Origin of the sequence: Anaeromonas gelatinilytica (assembly GCF_016820635.1) — a bacterium.
GTDB classification, from domain to species: Bacteria; Bacillota; Clostridia; order Tissierellales; family SIT17; genus Anaeromonas; species Anaeromonas gelatinilytica.
On record NZ_WSFU01000017.1, the window covers coordinates 16,410 to 33,733 of the forward strand.

22 protein-coding genes are annotated in these 17,324 nt (G+C 25.8%); 5 read left to right on the plus strand and 17 right to left on the minus strand.

Translation table 11 applies throughout. The features are described 5' to 3' along the window. Positions 1 to 69: 69 nt before the first annotated feature. Positions 70 to 270, plus strand: a complete 201-nt coding sequence (locus tag GOQ29_RS01550) for a DUF378 domain-containing protein (protein ID WP_203370744.1) — start codon at positions 70 to 72, stop codon at positions 268 to 270. Positions 271 to 292: 22 nt separating this feature from the next. On the opposite strand, the gene GOQ29_RS01555 is transcribed toward GOQ29_RS01550, so the two are convergent. The 3 genes from GOQ29_RS01555 to GOQ29_RS01565 all read right to left on the minus strand — a co-directional run bounded on the left by GOQ29_RS01555 (position 293) and on the right by GOQ29_RS01565 (position 2,427). After that, positions 293 to 1,117, minus strand: coding sequence for a carbon-nitrogen hydrolase family protein (locus tag GOQ29_RS01555; protein WP_203370746.1), 825 nt, complete (start codon positions 1,115 to 1,117; stop codon positions 293 to 295). Positions 1,118 to 1,207: 90 nt separating this feature from the next. Next, positions 1,208 to 1,798: a hypothetical protein gene (locus tag GOQ29_RS01560; protein ID WP_203370748.1), complete on the minus strand. Its 591-nt coding sequence runs from the start codon at positions 1,796 to 1,798 to the stop codon at positions 1,208 to 1,210. Between the two features lie 83 nt (positions 1,799 to 1,881). Continuing rightward, positions 1,882 to 2,427, minus strand: coding sequence for a class IV adenylate cyclase (locus GOQ29_RS01565; RefSeq protein ID WP_203370750.1), 546 nt, complete (start codon positions 2,425 to 2,427; stop codon positions 1,882 to 1,884). A 61-nt stretch (positions 2,428 to 2,488) separates the two neighbouring features. Here GOQ29_RS01565 and GOQ29_RS01570 point away from each other — a divergent pair, with 61 nt between their 5' ends. After that, complete coding sequence (locus GOQ29_RS01570; RefSeq protein ID WP_203370752.1) at positions 2,489 to 2,788, plus strand: YetF domain-containing protein; 300 nt, start codon at positions 2,489 to 2,491, stop codon at positions 2,786 to 2,788. Here the strand turns inward: GOQ29_RS01570 and GOQ29_RS01575 are convergent. From GOQ29_RS01575 to GOQ29_RS01585, 3 genes are read right to left on the minus strand one after another with little or no spacing between them, the layout of a single operon-like run. Further along, a complete protein-coding gene (locus tag GOQ29_RS01575) occupies positions 2,780 to 3,466 on the minus strand; it encodes a metallophosphoesterase (protein WP_203370754.1) in 687 nt (228 codons plus the stop codon). The two genes, GOQ29_RS01570 and GOQ29_RS01575, sit on opposite strands and share 9 nt — an antisense overlap. A gap of 21 nt (positions 3,467 to 3,487) precedes the next feature. Then, complete coding sequence (locus GOQ29_RS01580; protein WP_203370756.1) at positions 3,488 to 5,725, minus strand: ATP-binding protein; 2,238 nt, start codon at positions 5,723 to 5,725, stop codon at positions 3,488 to 3,490. Beyond that, the gene (locus tag GOQ29_RS01585) at positions 5,722 to 6,825 is read right to left on the minus strand and encodes a metallophosphoesterase family protein (RefSeq protein WP_203370758.1); all 1,104 of its coding nucleotides are present in this window, start codon (positions 6,823 to 6,825) and stop codon (positions 5,722 to 5,724) included. Before GOQ29_RS01585 ends, GOQ29_RS01580 begins: the two co-directional genes overlap by 4 nt. A gap of 266 nt (positions 6,826 to 7,091) precedes the next feature. On the opposite strand from GOQ29_RS01585, the gene GOQ29_RS01590 reads away from it, so the two are divergent. Together GOQ29_RS01590 and GOQ29_RS01595 are read left to right on the plus strand one after the other, a co-directional pair. Continuing rightward, a complete protein-coding gene (locus GOQ29_RS01590; RefSeq protein ID WP_203370760.1) occupies positions 7,092 to 7,760 on the plus strand; it encodes a hypothetical protein in 669 nt (222 codons plus the stop codon). Next, a complete protein-coding gene (locus GOQ29_RS01595; RefSeq protein ID WP_203370762.1) occupies positions 7,753 to 7,941 on the plus strand; it encodes a DUF1858 domain-containing protein in 189 nt (62 codons plus the stop codon). The genes GOQ29_RS01590 and GOQ29_RS01595 overlap by 8 nt, the downstream gene beginning before the upstream one ends. A gap of 113 nt (positions 7,942 to 8,054) precedes the next feature. Here GOQ29_RS01595 and hcp read toward each other — a convergent pair whose 3' ends face one another. From hcp to GOQ29_RS01620, 5 genes are all read right to left on the minus strand, one after another. After that, positions 8,055 to 9,707: a hydroxylamine reductase gene (hcp, locus tag GOQ29_RS01600; RefSeq protein WP_203370764.1), complete on the minus strand. Its 1,653-nt coding sequence runs from the start codon at positions 9,705 to 9,707 to the stop codon at positions 8,055 to 8,057. A gap of 194 nt (positions 9,708 to 9,901) precedes the next feature. Then, positions 9,902 to 10,495 carry a metal-dependent hydrolase gene (locus GOQ29_RS01605; protein WP_203370766.1) on the minus strand — a complete coding sequence of 198 codons (594 nt, stop codon included), beginning with the start codon at positions 10,493 to 10,495 and terminating at the stop codon, positions 9,902 to 9,904. Positions 10,496 to 10,581: 86 nt separating this feature from the next. Continuing rightward, entirely contained in the window at positions 10,582 to 11,367 is a 786-nt protein-coding gene (locus GOQ29_RS01610; RefSeq protein WP_203370768.1) for an APH(3') family aminoglycoside O-phosphotransferase, read from the minus strand. Positions 11,368 to 11,573: 206 nt separating this feature from the next. Continuing rightward, positions 11,574 to 12,221: a PAQR family membrane homeostasis protein TrhA gene (trhA, locus tag GOQ29_RS01615; protein WP_203370770.1), complete on the minus strand. Its 648-nt coding sequence runs from the start codon at positions 12,219 to 12,221 to the stop codon at positions 11,574 to 11,576. Between the two features lie 137 nt (positions 12,222 to 12,358). Continuing rightward, a complete protein-coding gene (locus tag GOQ29_RS01620; protein ID WP_203370772.1) occupies positions 12,359 to 12,607 on the minus strand; it encodes a metallophosphoesterase family protein in 249 nt (82 codons plus the stop codon). Positions 12,608 to 12,726: 119 nt separating this feature from the next. Here GOQ29_RS01620 and GOQ29_RS01625 point away from each other — a divergent pair, with 119 nt between their 5' ends. Next, complete coding sequence (locus tag GOQ29_RS01625) at positions 12,727 to 13,551, plus strand: hypothetical protein (protein WP_203370774.1); 825 nt, start codon at positions 12,727 to 12,729, stop codon at positions 13,549 to 13,551. Between the two features lie 22 nt (positions 13,552 to 13,573). Here GOQ29_RS01625 and GOQ29_RS01630 read toward each other — a convergent pair whose 3' ends face one another. Genes GOQ29_RS01630 through GOQ29_RS01655 form a run of 6 tightly spaced genes read right to left on the minus strand, consistent with a single transcriptional unit; the run spans position 13,574 to position 17,281 of the window. Further along, complete coding sequence (locus GOQ29_RS01630) at positions 13,574 to 13,828, minus strand: YkoF family thiamine/hydroxymethylpyrimidine-binding protein (RefSeq protein WP_203370776.1); 255 nt, start codon at positions 13,826 to 13,828, stop codon at positions 13,574 to 13,576. Further along, complete coding sequence (locus tag GOQ29_RS01635; protein WP_203370778.1) at positions 13,816 to 14,487, minus strand: class I SAM-dependent methyltransferase; 672 nt, start codon at positions 14,485 to 14,487, stop codon at positions 13,816 to 13,818. Before GOQ29_RS01635 ends, GOQ29_RS01630 begins: the two co-directional genes overlap by 13 nt. 20 nt (positions 14,488 to 14,507) lie before the next feature. Continuing rightward, the gene (locus tag GOQ29_RS01640) at positions 14,508 to 15,257 is read right to left on the minus strand and encodes an ABC transporter ATP-binding protein (RefSeq protein WP_203370780.1); all 750 of its coding nucleotides are present in this window, start codon (positions 15,255 to 15,257) and stop codon (positions 14,508 to 14,510) included. After that, on the minus strand, positions 15,235 to 16,236 hold the full coding sequence (locus GOQ29_RS01645; protein ID WP_203370782.1) for an ABC transporter substrate-binding protein: 1,002 nt from the start codon (positions 16,234 to 16,236) through the stop codon (positions 15,235 to 15,237). Before GOQ29_RS01645 ends, GOQ29_RS01640 begins: the two co-directional genes overlap by 23 nt. A gap of 12 nt (positions 16,237 to 16,248) precedes the next feature. Continuing rightward, entirely contained in the window at positions 16,249 to 17,019 is a 771-nt protein-coding gene (locus GOQ29_RS01650) for an ABC transporter permease (RefSeq protein ID WP_203370784.1), read from the minus strand. Continuing rightward, positions 16,991 to 17,281, minus strand: a complete 291-nt coding sequence (locus GOQ29_RS01655; protein ID WP_203370786.1) for a thiamine-binding protein — start codon at positions 17,279 to 17,281, stop codon at positions 16,991 to 16,993. Before GOQ29_RS01655 ends, GOQ29_RS01650 begins: the two co-directional genes overlap by 29 nt. Positions 17,282 to 17,324 lie beyond the last annotated feature (43 nt).

The window sequence follows — 17,324 nt, forward strand, 5'->3', positions numbered from 1 at the left end:
ATAATATATGTAAATATTAGCAATACTATTTATAATTAAATTTTAATTATATTTAAGGAGGTATATTTAATGGATAGATTTGCTCTAATACTTGTAATTATAGGAGCATTAAATTGGGGGTTAATAGCATTATTTCAATTTGACTTAGTGGCTTCCTTGTTTGGCGGTCAAACTACCTTTTTAAGCAGAGTAGTATATGGTCTAGTAGGATTAGCAGGATTATATTCCATTAGTTTACTATTTAGAGAAAGGGATAAAACAGTCGAATAAATAAAAAAGATTAGACTTAAGTCTAATCTTTTTTATTTATTACATCATATAAATCTAACCTTCTATGTTTTAATAATGGCAATTGCTCTCTAATATCATTTATTCTATTTAAATCAATTTCTTCAATCAAAATGTCTTCTTCAAATTCTAAATTATTAATAATATCTCCCCAAGGACTTACAATAATAGAATGACCATAAGAATTATAACTAGCCTCTTCATTCAAAGCTCCACTACATCCAATCGTATAAACTTGATTATCTAAAGCTCTTACTTTAAATAAATCTTTCCAATGGGCAGGTCCTGTTGTCATATTAAAAGATGCAGGAGTTATTATTATATCTGCTCCATCCTTTACCATCAATCTTGATAATTCAGGAAATCTAATATCATAACATATTTGGAGTCCTATTTTACAATATTCTGTATCAAAAACTGTATAACTATCTCCTCTACTTAAAACATCTGATTCTTTAAATGTAACACCATTCTCAACATCAATATCAAACAAATGAATTTTCCTATGCTTATCTATAATATCTCCCTTTTTATTAAAAGCATAGCTAGTATTATATATATGTCCATTATCATTTTCAGGTATAGAACCTGCTATTATGTATTTCTTTATACTTTTTGCTATATTAGAGATTAATTTTAAAGTTTCACTTTCTCCTTCTATCTCACTATATTCTTCAAAGTAGCTATTATCATAAGGACAATTAAACATTTCTGGTAATACTATAATATCAGCTCCTAATTTTGAAGCTTCATTTATCATCTTTTCAGCCCTTAACAAATTCTTTCTCTTATCTTTTTTAATTTTCATTTGGCATAATCCAACCTTCATTATATTCCTCCTCTCTTATAAATAATACAATAAAATTTATAAAAGCAAAAGAGACCAATGGCCTCTAAGAAATATTCATATCAATGGACTTTATATATCTTCATAGGGAATCATTAATGCTTCCATAACCTTCTCTACTTTTCTTACTTTTTTATTCATGTCATCCCTTAATATTGGTTTAAAACAATCCATAAATAATGCAATAGACTCTAATTTGCTCATTTCTTTACTTTCTACCATTTTTTTATGTCTTTCTATATTATCTTTTGTTTTAAAAATATTTCTTTTAGTATCAACTACTTTATCAATCAATTCTTTATTTTTACTATCACTATATTTACCTAATTCAGCTAGAATTTTCTCTTTTTTATCAATACTAGGCAAATTGCTTTGAGATTGTATTACTTCATCATATTCATCAGATTTTATCCTATTAATCTTACTTAAAACATCAAAAATATCCTGTATCTTTGATAAAAGAACCTGTTGTTCATCAGGAAAATACTCTTTTATACCTTTCATCATTTTAACTTGTTTATTATAGTCTTTGTTAAAATTTAATTTACTAATGTCAAGTTTTAAATTATTATCTTTAGTTAATAAAAAAAACACAAAAATCATAAGTCCTATAATCTGAGGAAAAGAGGATTTTTCCATTGTAGCAGGTAATTTATTATTCAAAAGTATTCACCTCTATTCTGTAATAACTTCTCATACAAATATAATATGTTTATTATAAATAAAGGTGAATTTTTAGCTATTATTTATTCCATTCCTATTTCTTTTCTCAATTCTGTTATTGATTTTGTAGTAATTGAATTTTTATCTAAATTTAACATATTAATAGCTTTATCTAAATCATCTTTTCGTTGTATTTCAATCTCCATATAAGTTTCTGGATATGTATCATTATCCCATGTATCAATCTCAAAAAGAATATCTTCATATTTATAAGAAACTCTTTCCTTATATCCAATATATTTAATGGTAAGTCCTAATATTTTAAAAATCTCTAATAACGCTTTAGGATTATCAATAGATGATTCAAATTCCTTATTTTCTCTATAAATCTCGTCAGATAATATTTGCTTCAATGTTACATTTATTTTTTTCTCATTATTCATATAATTTTTTGTTTCCCTTATCCTTAAATAACCATTATATTTTTCTTCAATTATATTATCTTCAGTATCCAATATTATATTCTTTTGATATTCATCCTTTATTTTTATCGCATCTATATTAGTTAACTTTTCTTCTATTTCTTTTCTATTAATACCTAAGACTTTTACCTCAAGTTCCTTAGCCATCTCATCACTCCTTTGTATAATATTATAAAATTCGATAATAATAATCTTTGGAGGTATAATTATGATTATAGTATTATTATTCATTTCATTTTTAGTTTTTTTTATCATTAAACCTAAAAAATTTAGTAAATACAATTGTAAAATAGTATTACCTATTACAATCATAAAAAATGGTAAAATATTATATGAAAATCTTTATACTATAAAAAAAGATAAAGATTGGTTAATCAACACATTACAAAAAAAAGAAATATACAATATTAAAAATATAAAAGAGGCAACTATACTCTCTAACGGAATACTAGATATTAAATCTAACTCAATTATAACCGAAAAAAAAATTGATAATCATTTAATCTAAAATCTTTATGGGACTAAATTTTATAAAATCACTAGCTATACATATACAATTTATATCTTTATATATACCTTCTCTAACATATCTATGTCCGTCAGCATGTAAATGACCATATACACATATTTCTACATTATATTGATTCATTATATCTATAAATTCATTAGGTGTTCCATCAGAATTAAATGGAGGATAATGTATCATAACAATCTTCTTAGATAAATTCTTAATTTGATCCAAAGAAAGTTTTAATCTATTTAATTCCCTATTAAATATTTTATTATCTTTTTCTCTAAAATCATCACTATCCTTTGAACACCATCCTCTAGTACCAGCAATCCCTATATTTTCATATTCATATCCATCATTATATAAAAAATGAATACTTTTCAATTCTAATCCCTCAAGTTTTGATTTCGTTTCCCACCAATAATCATGATTTCCTTTACTAATTATTTTATATCCAGGAAGCTTATCTATTTTTTCCAAATCAATAATAGCATCTTTTAATTTTAATGCCCAACTAATATCCCCAGGAATTAATACAATATCATCTTCTTTAATTTTTTTCTTCCAACTATTAAATATATTTTCTTCATGATTTATCCATTCTTTTCCAAAAATATCCATAGGTTTATCACCTATAGAATCTAAATGCAAATCTGCAATTCCATATATAGCCATTATTTCACCTCAGCATCTATATTATATTTCAATATAACTAAATTTATATTCTTTATTATTAAGTATATTTTGTTCTCTATTTTGACAAGTAAATAAAATAATCTGTCTATTCATTGATTCTTTATATATAAAATCTAAAATATTTGACAGTATTTCATCATCATATTGAATAAAACAATCATCTAGTATTAAAGGAATATTCTTATCTTTTTTTATTATATCTATAATAGCAAATCTTAACGAAAAATATATTTGATCTATAGTACCATAACTTAGAGAATTTATATCTATTAGATTGTTATTTCTATCTATAATCTTCATTTCCAAACTTTCTGTTATTTTTACTTCTTTATACCTACCATAAGTAATATCATTAATAATTCTAGATACTTTTTCATTTAATTTAGGAGCAAATTCTCTATGAATGTTTTTTGAAATTTTTTCTATAGTAGATTTAGCTATATTAATAGCATCAAGTTCTTTTTCATATTTATCTATTAAGCTCCTCTTTATAGATATTTCTTCATCTATTTCTTGTATAGGTCTAAATAATGAATGCATAGTATTAACCTTTTCTTCTAAATTAGATATCTCTTTATCTTTAATTGTAATACTATTTTTTAATTCTTCCAACTCTTCCATAATATCTTCTTTAATATTAATATTTTCTATAGACACGTTCATACACTTTTTAACTTTTTCTTCTAATTCTTCAAAAGTATCTTTCATTAAAATACCACTTAATATGTCTCTTTTATAATTTATCTTATTGTTTACTTCTTCATATAATCTTTTCTTTTCTATCCCCTTTTTCAAATCATCTATATTATTAAAATCATTTTTATTCAATATAAACTTAATACCCATATTTTCTTCAGCTAATTTAGTTTTCAATCTTTCTATTTCAGTATTTTTTTCAATTAATTGATTATGAAGAAATTTCTCTGTATCTCTTAATTCGTTCTGTTTTTTAATCTTTTCATCCTCTAGTTCTTTTATTATAACTTTTTCATCTAATATAGAATTATTTATACTTTTAATTTTAAAACCAATATATATATTAAATAAAAATATAATTCCAGACAAAATATAGAAAATATTATGATAAAAATATCCTGAATATAATCCTAATATTATTATCAAACAAAAGACTCCAAAAAAGAATTTTCTTGCTTTTACTTTATGCTTTAAACCCTCATATATACTAAGATTTTCTTTTAATAAATTATTTTCTTTTAATAAATTATCTCCATTCATTAATATATTTATATCATTTAATTTTTCTTCTATATTTAATATGTTTTTTTTAATCCTCAATATATTTTCTTCCATTGTCTCCACAGTATTTTCATGTTTTATTATTTCACCATAGTCTTCTATTTTAATATTTTTAAACCTTTTTAATTTATATGCTTCCTTGTGAAGATCATCGATTTCATTTAATAAATCCTTAACCTTAATATATTTATCACCTATCTCTTTGCATTTGTATTTATATACATCATTTTCTAATTTATCTTTTTTCTTTATTAATCTTTCTAATTCCTTTTTTAATTTAGTAATCTTATATTGATATTCCTTAGTATTTTCAAACATCTTATAAGATTTATCTCTTTCCTTGTTTAACTTATTTAAATCTCTAATAACTTTTCCATAAGGAGATGTTTTCAATCTATTTTTTGTACCAATATTATCAACTTTTTTTTCTAACCTTTCTATCACATTCTTAACAGATATCTCATTATCTAAAGTTCCCCCTAGATTTATTAATTTATCCTTTACTTCTCTTCCAAAATTTCCATCGGTCTTATTATTAAGTTGAGCAATACTTATAGTATTTTTATAAATACTCTTATTAATTCCAATATGTAAAGAGGTAGGTTCTATAACTCTAGTAATAGGATTATATTCACACATATTTGAGATATCTTCTCCAGTCTTTTCATCCAATACTCTAACTTCATCATTACCTTTTTCAAAATTTCGTTCTATCCTATAAATACTATTATCATTAAAATATTTTAATGTCCCTTTATATTGATTAGTATTCCATGGAAAATATCTATCATAACTATTATTATATCTTTTAGTTTTGGTATAAGATTTAAAAAAGCCATAAAACATTCCTTCTATAAATTTATGAATGGTACTCTTTCCTGCTTCATTTTCTCCATAAATAAGATTAAGTCCTTCTGATAATTTAATATTTCTATTTTTGAACTTTCCAAATGAAAGAATAATAAGTTCTTCAATTCTCAATTTAAACTCACCTTCTCCCTAAGTAACTCTTCTAATCCTAAATATAAACTTCTATTAATTATTTCATTATCTGACCCTTGATTTATCATCTCTTTAATAAACTCACCAATTATATTATTTTCATTTTCAATTAACAATTTATCTAAATCATAATCAGGTTTTGTTTTATCTATTATTTCAATAAAATAAAACTTTTCATTCAATATAAACTCCATTTCTTTAATCTTATCCTTTAAATCTCTATCTATAAAACCCTTAATAATAATTCTAAAAAAATCCTTTTGCTTAATAGTTTCAGAAGCTATATCTAATAATCGAGACATAACATCGTTATAACTCATTTTTTGATTAATTTCTATATTCACAATATGATACTTTCTTTTACTAATAGGAATAAATTTTGTATCTAAATTATTACCCCATATTTTTCCTTCTATAATTCCATGATCACCTAACTCGCCAAAATCTAAGGGCTCAGGACTTCCCGGATAAACAATGTTTTCAGATATATGTTGAGGTTTATGTATATGCCCTAACCCTATATAATCAAATCCTAAATCTTGAATATCTTTTTTATTAATAGGAAAATATCTAGAATTTTTATCAAAAACATCTCCATGTAAAAGTAATACATTATATTTATCATGATCTAAACTTATATTTTTAAAATTTTCTTTTCCTTTCTCTTTTTCATACCAGCTCATACCCCAAATATCTATATTTTCTTCCTTAAAGCTGATTTTCTCTATCATTTTATTATCAAGTAAATATACATTCTCATTCCAATCAATCAATTTATATAAAGATTTTTCATTTAAAAAATCATGATTCCCTGTAATCATTATTACTTTTGTTTTCTTTAATTGCTTAAATCTATCATTAATTATCTTTAAATCTGCAATAGAGCAAACTTCATCTTCAAACAAATCTCCAGCAATAAAAAGAAAATCTATATTTTTTTTATCACATCTATCAATAACTTTTAAAAAAGTATCCATTATGTCTCTTCTTTTTTCATTTCCTAGTTCTCCACTCATCTCTCCTTTTACAAACTTCATACCTATATGTACATCTCCTGTATGAACAAATGAAATATTCATTACTACACCTCCATTACAGAACATATATTCGACACAAATCCATAAAATCCTTCATTTTTCTATAAATATATCAAATTTGATTAATTAGAATAAAAAAGTATCTATTTCAATTAAAACAGGTACTTCATAACTATCATATTTTCCTTAGTTTATCACAGCTATTATCATATAAAAAGTAAAAAATAATATAAATCGTGATGCAAATCACTTTTTTAATATTTTATTAAAGATATACTTATACTAAGTAAGAAAGAGGAGGTAATTAATTGAGTAAATTTTTAGGACCAATACATATTTGGTTATTTAATAAAATAAAAACCCATGAAAGCTTAGAAAAGAATATATTACATAGTTTAGAAAAACAATATGGAAATGAAATACCACAAACTCACGAATACTTCACTAATAAATATGATGATTTTATAGAAAATAAACCTTTAGAAGAATTAATTGATACAAATAATATTCATGGATGGTTACAAAATAAAATTAATATAGCAGAAGGAAGATTTGCTGACTTTGTAACCACAGTATTGGATAAATTCCCAGAAGAAAGTTTAAATATAATAGAAAATGAATTTAAAAAGCAAGGTACCAATTGTGGTGAAGATGCTAAGGAAAAATATCCAGTATCTACAGCTCCAGAATTATTTAAAGCTTTAAATAATTATATATTAGATGGAATGCCTTGTGATAATGCAAATAATATAGTATTACAAGAAAATGACGAATTACAATGGAAGGTAATAAATTGCCTTCATAAGAAATATTGGGAAGCAGTTAATGGAAATCTTGATGTTTTATATGGTTTAAGAAAATTATGGACTAAAAACTTCATTGAAAATGCAAATGATTCATACACATACAAATTTAATTTAAGTAATGATATATTAGAACATAAAATAATAAAAAATAGGAGGAATAACAATGTCTAAAATAACTAAAGATATGTTAATAGCTGAGATATTAAGAGCAAAACCTGAGGCAGCTGAAATATTAATGGCCCATGGCATGGGATGTATAGGATGTCCATCAAGTCAAATGGAATCCTTGGAACAAGCTGCTATGGTTCATGGAATGGATATAAATACCTTATTGGAAGCATTAAACAAATAATACTTAGTAGAAAGGGCCATATATATGATCCTTTTATTATTAATATCATAAATAAAGGATCCTTAAGATTTAAATCTTAAGGATCCTTTATTTTATCTATATATTTGTTCTAATTATTTTGTTCCATTCATAAACATTTCAATATCACTTTCCACTTCCCCTATTCCAGCAATACCAAAGTTTTCAACTAATACATTAGCTACATTTGGTGATAAGAATGCTGGTAATGTTGGTCCAAGATGAATATCTTTAACTCCTAAGTGTAATAAAGCAAGTAATACTATAACAGCTTTTTGCTCATACCACGCAATGTTATAAGATATTGGTAAATCATTAATGTCTTCTAATTCAAATACTTCCTTAAGCTTCATTGCAATAACAGCTAATGAATATGAATCATTACATTGCCCTGCATCTAATACTCTTGGAATTCCACCGATATCTCCTAAATCCAATTTATTGTATTTATATTTAGCACATCCTGCTGTAAGTATAACTGTATCATTTGGAAGTTTATCAGCAAATTCAGTGTAGTAATTTCTTGATTTCATTCTTCCATCACAACCAGCCATTACAAAGAACCTCTTGATTGCTCCAGTCTTAACAGCATCTACTACTTTGTCTGCTAATTTAAATACTTGGTCATGAGCAAAACCTCCAACAATTTCTCCTTTTTCTATTTCTATAGGAGCTTCACATTTCTTCGCATGCTCTATGATTTGTGAAAAATCTTTCTTTCCATTTTCATCTTTTTCAATATGAGTTAATCCTTCAAAACCAACTGCTCCGGTAGTATATACTCTATCTCTATATGAAGCCTTTGGTGGTACCAAACAGTTTGTAGTCATAAGGATTACTCCATTGAAACTTTCAAACTCTTTATCTTGTTTCCACCATGCATTTCCATAGTTTCCTACAAAATGATCGTATTTCTTAAATGCTGGATAATAATTTGCTGGTAACATTTCGCTATGAGTATATACATCTACTCCAGATCCTTCTGTTTGCTTTAATAATTCTTCAAAGTCTTTTAAATCATGACCACTTACTAAGATACCTGGATTATTTCTGGTTCCAATATTAACTTTAGTAATTTCTGGATTACCATAAGTTGAAGTATTAGCTTCATCTAACAACGCCATAGTCTTAACACCATATTCACCAGTTTTCAATGTTAATGCTACTAAATCATCTGCAGTTAAACTGTCATCTAATGTAGCTGCTAAAGCTTCTTGCATAAATCCATGAATTGATTTATCTTCATATGATAAATTATGTGCATGCTCAGTATAAGCTGCCATACCTTTGATTCCATAAGTGATAAGTTCTCTTAATGATCTTACATCCTCATTTTCTGTTTGAAGAATTCCAACTTTTTCTGATTTTTCTATTATTTCATCACGATCATTACTTCTCCAAAGAGCTGAATCATGATTTATTTTTTCTACATTTCCACCAGCATTTACAAATGCATTTTTAATATCATCTCTTATTTCAAGAGCTTCTTTCACCCTATTAATAAAAAATTCCTTATCAAAATTCGCATTAGTAATCGTATTAAACAATACATCCATCACAAACACATTAACTTTATCATTTTCTACCCCTAATTTTCTTGCCTCTGTACTGTATAATGATATTCCTTTCAATAAATATATCAATAAATCTTGTAAATTTGATACATCACTAGTTTTTCCACAAACTCCTCTTACAGTACAACCTTGGCCTTTAGCTGTCTCTTGACATTGATAACAAAACATTGACATTTAATCAACCTCCCTGTTTTCTTTCTAAATACATGATAATATATCTATAAATATAACTCTGTGATTCAAATCACAAGAAGGGATTAAATATTCAATTACTCAACAATATATACGATTTCATATTCTTTATTTTCTAAAAGATCTATAAATACATCATTAATCCTTAAAACTGGTCTAGTGGTACAGCTAGATTTCTATACTGCTAATCCTAAATATTTTAATATCACATAAAATGAATACAATCCCATTATAAAAACTATAGTATTTTCTACTATACCTCCAGCTTTAATATTTAGTGGAAAAGAAAAATTTTCACTAAAAGGATAAAATACTTCTATTCCACCTTTCGTGAAAAAATCTGAAAAAAGATGACATATATAACCCACTAAGAATCCTAAATATATATCATAATAACCAAATCTATTAATAAGCTCATTTCCTAATTTCATAAAAAGAAATATTCCGAGAATACTATGAGTAAAACCTCTATGTCTAGAAACGCCTATCAAAATTGATATTAAACCTGACAATAAATAGATCTCATTATTCTTTAATGTATAAATATATAATAGAATGATTCCCACTAAAGAATAAAATAAAATCTTATATGCTTTATTCTTCTGTGTTAATAGTTTTTGATTAATTTTACTTTTAGGATGATCAATATCAGGCATCAGAGATCCTATTGATGTACCTAATATCATCATAGGCAAACTATGAGTCTCTCTATTTAAGACAACTGTAACCCCAGCTGCTATTCCTAATACTAAATGTGTCTTGCCTTTCATCTTTTGTACCTCCATATAAAGAACGTTAGTTCTATTATATCATAAAAGATAGCTTAATTATACTAATCAAGCTATCTTTATAAAAATTAATTTATCAATTCATCTAAATGGGTATAATATTTTAATTTATCTGAATCTATATAATCTAATCCATATTCTTCAATAAATTTATCTACCAATTTATTATTTCTATAATTTATTCTTATACTCCTAATAATCAAAGACAAATCTACATATCTGTCTCCTATTCCTGCCCTACCTACATCGATAAATCCAGATATATTCTCACCATTTATAATGATATTTGGAAAGCAATAATCTCCATGAGTAAAAACTAAATCTTCTTCTTCTTTTTTGTTTTCTATAAGATAATTATACAAATCCAATATATTCTTATTTCTTATTCTATCTATTGGTGAATTTAACCTCTTATTTTCTATATGGATATCCTTTACTAAATTTAGCTTATTTTCTAATCTTTCATCAAAAGGACAATCCTCAATATCAATAGCATGAATTTTTTTTAATCCCTTAGCAACTGCCTTAATTAACATAATTGGTCTTCTACGAACATTACGTGACAAAGCATCTTCTCCTAAAATTTTAGATGTTAATAAATATTGAAATCCCTTTTCTACTTTAAAAAAATGAATCTTAGGTACCGGAATTTTATCTTGAAGCCACTCTAGTTTTTCTTTCTCAGATATTAAATAGGAAGAATCATCATCAGGAGATATTTTTAAATAATACTCTTTTTCTTTTAATATATCTTCTATTTGAAATACATCACTTTCAGACCATCCCTTATTATTTTTTGTAATTTCACATCCATCTATAATTTCTCTTAATTCTAAAGGTAAATCATATTTCATAATATACACCCCATTTAAAATAATCTAATATATATTATGATTTATTGTTATTTATAATGTATTTTTTCTTATTAATTTAACTAATATTATAAAAATAAGAGAAAATGAAACCGATAATGTAGCTCAAAGAGGTAAATTAATAAGTTTGAACAAAAAATAAAGATACTTAAATTTAAGTATCTTTATTTTTTGTTCTAAAATTTCAACTATCCCATGTTTGGCAACAAAAAAAGTATAGTGAAAAAATGACATGCACTTCCTGCTAATACAAATAAATGCCATATAGCATGATTAAATTTTATTTTTTTATTTATAAAAAATATAGTTCCTACAGTATAAAAAATTCCCCCTAAAACTAAAAATACTATACTAATAGTACTTATAGTATTTATCAACGGTTTAATAGCTATTATTATCAACCATCCCATAACTATATATAAAATAGTTGACATTATAACAAATTTCTTCACAAAAAATATTTTAAACACTATTCCTATAAGAGCTATTCCCCATACTATTCCAAATATACTCCAACCAAGTTTTCCCCTCAAAGGTATTAATGTAAGAGGAGTATATGTACCTGCAATCAATAAATAAATAGAGGCATGATCAAATACTTGAAAAATATCCTTTACACTCCCTACAGGAAAACTATGATATAACGTTGAAGATAAATATAAAATAATTAATGTAGAACCATATATAGCAAAACTAACTACATACCATACATCTCCATAATTTGAAGCTAATACTACTAGAAGAGTTAAAGCTGCTATTGCAAATCCTAATCCTATACCATGTAATATAGAATTAGTTATCTCTTCTCCCTTTGAATATAATTTTTTAGTTTCCATATCTTTTTCCTCCCTACGAATATCTCAACAAATATATGAAAAACTATTATTTATATTTAATAGTTTACTTTATATATAATAGTTTACTTTATATATAATAATCTTAATTATATATCATTTGAACTCTTATTATAACCTTATATTATATTTATTTTTCTAAAACTTTTATTAAAAAAAATTTCATTATTAAACAATTCATATATTTTAATATTAATATCATCTTTATGAATACTCATAGTTCCATAACTAATAGGCAATTTGAACCTTCTTCTTCCTACACTGCCAGAATTGCAATATATAATATTATCCTTTTCTTTCAAATAAGGCTTGTGAGAATAACCATAAGCTATCACTTCAATATCTTCATTATTTGATATAAATTTCATCTTACAAAATATCTCCTATACTTTTCTATTTATTTTTTCTATAATATAGATTATAACCACAGATATAATATATAATCTATATAGAAAAATATATTCATACAATTATTTAGGAGGAACCTATGAAATTAAGAAAACCATTATTAGTATTTTTTATTGTAATTATAATAACAAGTATATTATTGTTTTCAAATGATGAAATTAATACTGCAAAAAAATTAGACAAAGACTATTTAATAGATAAATTAATTCTACAATCTGAACTGGATATATATTCTGAAAGCAATATTGAACTTACAGAAGAAGAATTCAATGGATTAGTAATTCCAAAACTAATGAATAAATTAAATTCAAAAGATATTTTCTTTAATATGAAATTTGAAAATTTATATCTATACTTAAACCAAGACAATATAAAATTAAAAGGAAAACTTAAGAATATTCCTAGCACAATAACTATGGATATAACAACTATAATAAAGGAAGATAAAATATATTTTGATTTAAATAATGTAAAAATAGGCAAATTACCAATCCCAAAATTAATTTTAAACCCTTTAGGATTATCTAAATCAGAAAAAAATTTATATATAGATAACTCTAATTTTAACGAAATAGATATAGTCGATATAAATATAAATGATAATAATCTAAAAATCATTTATAAAATTAATAATGATAAAGCTATTGAAAAATATATAGATACAGACCAAAAAGAATTTATAAATGATATTGTAATACTATTAGAAGATACTGAAGAATCAAGATCCCTAGCCAATAATATAATAAAAGCGATACTATTAACTAATTACAACAGAGAAATCCCAATAGAACTAATTAATACTTTGAAAAATGATTTTACTACTCTAGATAATAAAACTAAAACAGATTTGATTTTTACTATTATTAAATACAATGTAGAATATATATTAAATATTTTAAGATAATCAAAAAGGATAGCTTCTTATGCTATCCTTTACATCCGCAAATATTTGATATCTTTATATCCATTGTGAAATCACATTGAGAATCTAAGTCATTATATATTGTAGAAATTAAATTTAATACTTTATTTTTATTTCCCCTTATTGTTGTAGATAAGATATCTATATTGTATTCCAATTTCGAATCTCTTATTATATCTAAAACCCTATCAATATCCTTTAGATACTGTCCACTATTAATAGGTATAAAAGAAATTTCACAAGAGGCTATTTTTTCCATAGAACACATATGAAGCCACCTCTTTCATTATGAGAAAGTGCCTTTTCCTTCTCTATAGATATATCTTCTACATTAATTGATGGTGGTATAAAAAGACATTCTCTTTTATTCACTATTTTATTTTGATATATTCTAGTGAAATCTCCCATCGTCTTGAAATGAGCATATTTGAACACCGAATTCTTTTGAAAATCTTCTGAAAGATATAATTCTCCCCAATTACTGTCCTTATTTATTGTACCAATTAATACTTGTCCTTCTGATTTTATAACTCTAAATATTTCATCTAAAGCTTTTTCAGTATCCTCTACAAATTCAAAAGCTGCCATAGAAAAGGCTCCATCAAATTCATTATCATCAAATTTTAAATCATATATATCCATATTATAAAATTCAATATCAAGTTTCTTTCCTTTTGCCTTTTCTTTTGCTATATCTAACATTTCATCAGATATGTCTATCCCTACTACCTCATATCCTAATTTAGCTAATCTAATGCTGTAATTTCCTGTACCGCAACCTATATCTAATATTCTTTTACCTTCAAAGGGTAAAAAAAGATTAAAAGCACATTTTCTTTCAATCTCATCCACAAACTCTCCCAACTTTGTATCATACCAGGAATCATAGGTCTTTGCTTCGCTATCAAAAAACGCCATTTATATCCCATCCTTTGTGCTTATAGTAAATCTAGAATATGTCTTTTTATATTATTAAATTTATTTGTTGTTATAACATCACTGTTTCTAGGTTTTGATATATCAATTTTTATCTCTTCTTTTATTCTTGCTGGTCTATCAGACAAAATATATATCCTATCTGACAGAAATATCGCTTCCTCAATATCATGAGTTATAAATAATATTGAAGCTTCTAATCTATCTAATATATCCAGTAGCCAAGACTGCATCTTAGATTTAGTTATTGCATCTAAACCTCCAAAAGGTTCATCCAAAAGAATTATATCTTTTGAAAACATATATGTCCTCATAAGAGCTGCTCTCTGCTTCATCCCTCCAGATAATTGATGAGGATATTTATACTCAAATCCTTCTAGACCAAAAATCTCAAAATACTTTTTTACTTTTTCTCTAGCATCTTCTTTTCTTTCTCCCTTTATAATTAAAGGCATAGATACATTATCAATGATTTTTTTCCACGATAATAATAAATCTTTTTGATACATATAACTTACTCTTCCTGTTTTACCAGTAAAATCTTCTCCTTCAATATAAACCTTTCCACTATCCGGCTTTATTAACCCTGATATTATATTAAATAATGTACTCTTTCCACTACCACTTGGACCTAATATAGTTACAAATTCTTTTTCCCTTAATTCTATAGAAATATCATCTACTATAAGCAAATTTTCAAAACTTTTACTTACTCCTTTTATTAAAACCTTATTTTTCTGGCAAGAATTCATTAGTAAAAGCCTCTTCCACATCTAATTCATTTTCTATTAAGTCCCTTTCATACATCCAATTGGCGAAATTCGCCCACATTTCGGGCTTCATTTCACCCCATCTATCGACTTCTGCTTGATATTCATTTGCTAAATACTTTTGACTTTCTATTGCTATATCTCTGTCTATCTCACTATTATCCTTTAATAGAGATTCTACTGCATCCTCAGGATTTTCTATACTATATTCATAGCCCTTAGTTGTGGCAGCTAAGAATCTTTCAATTAATTCAGGTTCACCTTCTATTAATTCTTCATTTGCTATTATAGTAGGCGTATAAAAATCTAAATTTTCATCAAAGTCTTGTAATTTAATAAAATTAATAGGATCATTTTTAACTTCTGATGCTATTCCATCCCATCCATAATATATCCAAGTAAAATCCACATGCTCTTTTACCGCTGTAAAGAAATCTAAACTTCCTATATTAACCATATTCAATTCAGAAAAATTTCCTCCATCCTTATCCATAACCGCCCTTAACATAGCTTCTTCCATAAGGGCTCCCCATCCACCGTATTCTTTACCTTCAAAATCCTTAGGACTAGTTATCCCTTTTTCCTCTAAAGATGCAAATCCAGAAGTATTATGCTGTATCACTGCTGCAATTGCCTTTATAGGTAATGGTTTCTCTGCTGTTCTAGCATAAGTAACTTCCTCCTGATAACTAATACCAAATTCTCCTTGTCCAGATGCTATTAAATCAGCTGTACCTCCCTCAGAAGGTTGTATTATCTCCACATCTAATCCTTCTTCTTCATAATATCCCTTATCCTTTGCTACATATAAACCTGTATGATTAGTATTTGGTATCCAGTCTAATATAACTGTTACTTTTTCCAATTCTTCATTTTCTGCAGTATTATCTTCACTTTCACATCCCACTGAAATTGTTCCTAATATAGATATTATTATCATTAATGAAATTATCTTTTTCATGTTTAACACCTCTTATGATTTATTTTGTTCCTTTTCCCAGGGCATCAACATTCCTTGTAAAGTGGCAATAATTTTAAATAACATTATACTAAGAACCACTATTATAACTATCGCTCCAAAAAATTTATCCAAAGCAAAAGACTGCTTAACTCTTAGCATATAAACACCTAAACCCGACTTTCCCCCTAACCATTCTCCTATAATGGCTCCCATAATACTATATGTAGCCGCTATTCTCAACCCTGAAAAAAAACTGATTAATGTAGCTGGAAATTTCACCATCTTAAATATCTGAAATTTACTTGCTCCCATAGACTTTAACAAATTTAATAAATCCTTATCTACACTTTCCAAGCCATGAATTAAACTAACTAATATTGGAAAAAAACATACAAGCACTACTACAATTATCTTTGGAAGTTTACCAAATCCAAACCAAGCTGCAAATAATGGCGCTAAAGCTATTATTGGAACTGTTTGTGAAATTACTATTATGGGATATAATGCCTTTTTAATGATTTTTACATTGTCCATTAGTATTGCCAAGATAATTGATAATAAAATTGCTATTCCAAATCCTAAGGCAGCTTCTTGGACAGTTGTAATTACATGTTTCCATATATCTGGATGCATATCTGGAAAAGCTTTTATAATATCGGTAGGAGAAGGTAATATATACCTTTCTATCAAGCCTACTTGTACAATATATTCCCATAAAAAGATCAACACAACAAAGAATACTGTCGGTATTACTTTATCCTCTATACTTTCCCACCTTTTCATTCATTGTCACACCTTCTGATTTATAATCTATCTTAACTACAGATACAACTCTAGAAGCTCCTTCCTTTACACATATAGTCTGTGCTTCCTTAACTATATCTATTAATTTATCAAATTCACCCTCCATAGTTGTTTCCATAGGGCCTACTTCGTATTTCACCCCACAAGAATCAATATAATCTATAACTTTATCTACAACATCATATATATTTTCTTCCTTTACCATTGGTAAGATCTGTAAACTTACATTCACATTTGACATCTTATCCCTCCTTTAATAATACAAAAAATCCCTTCGTTATATA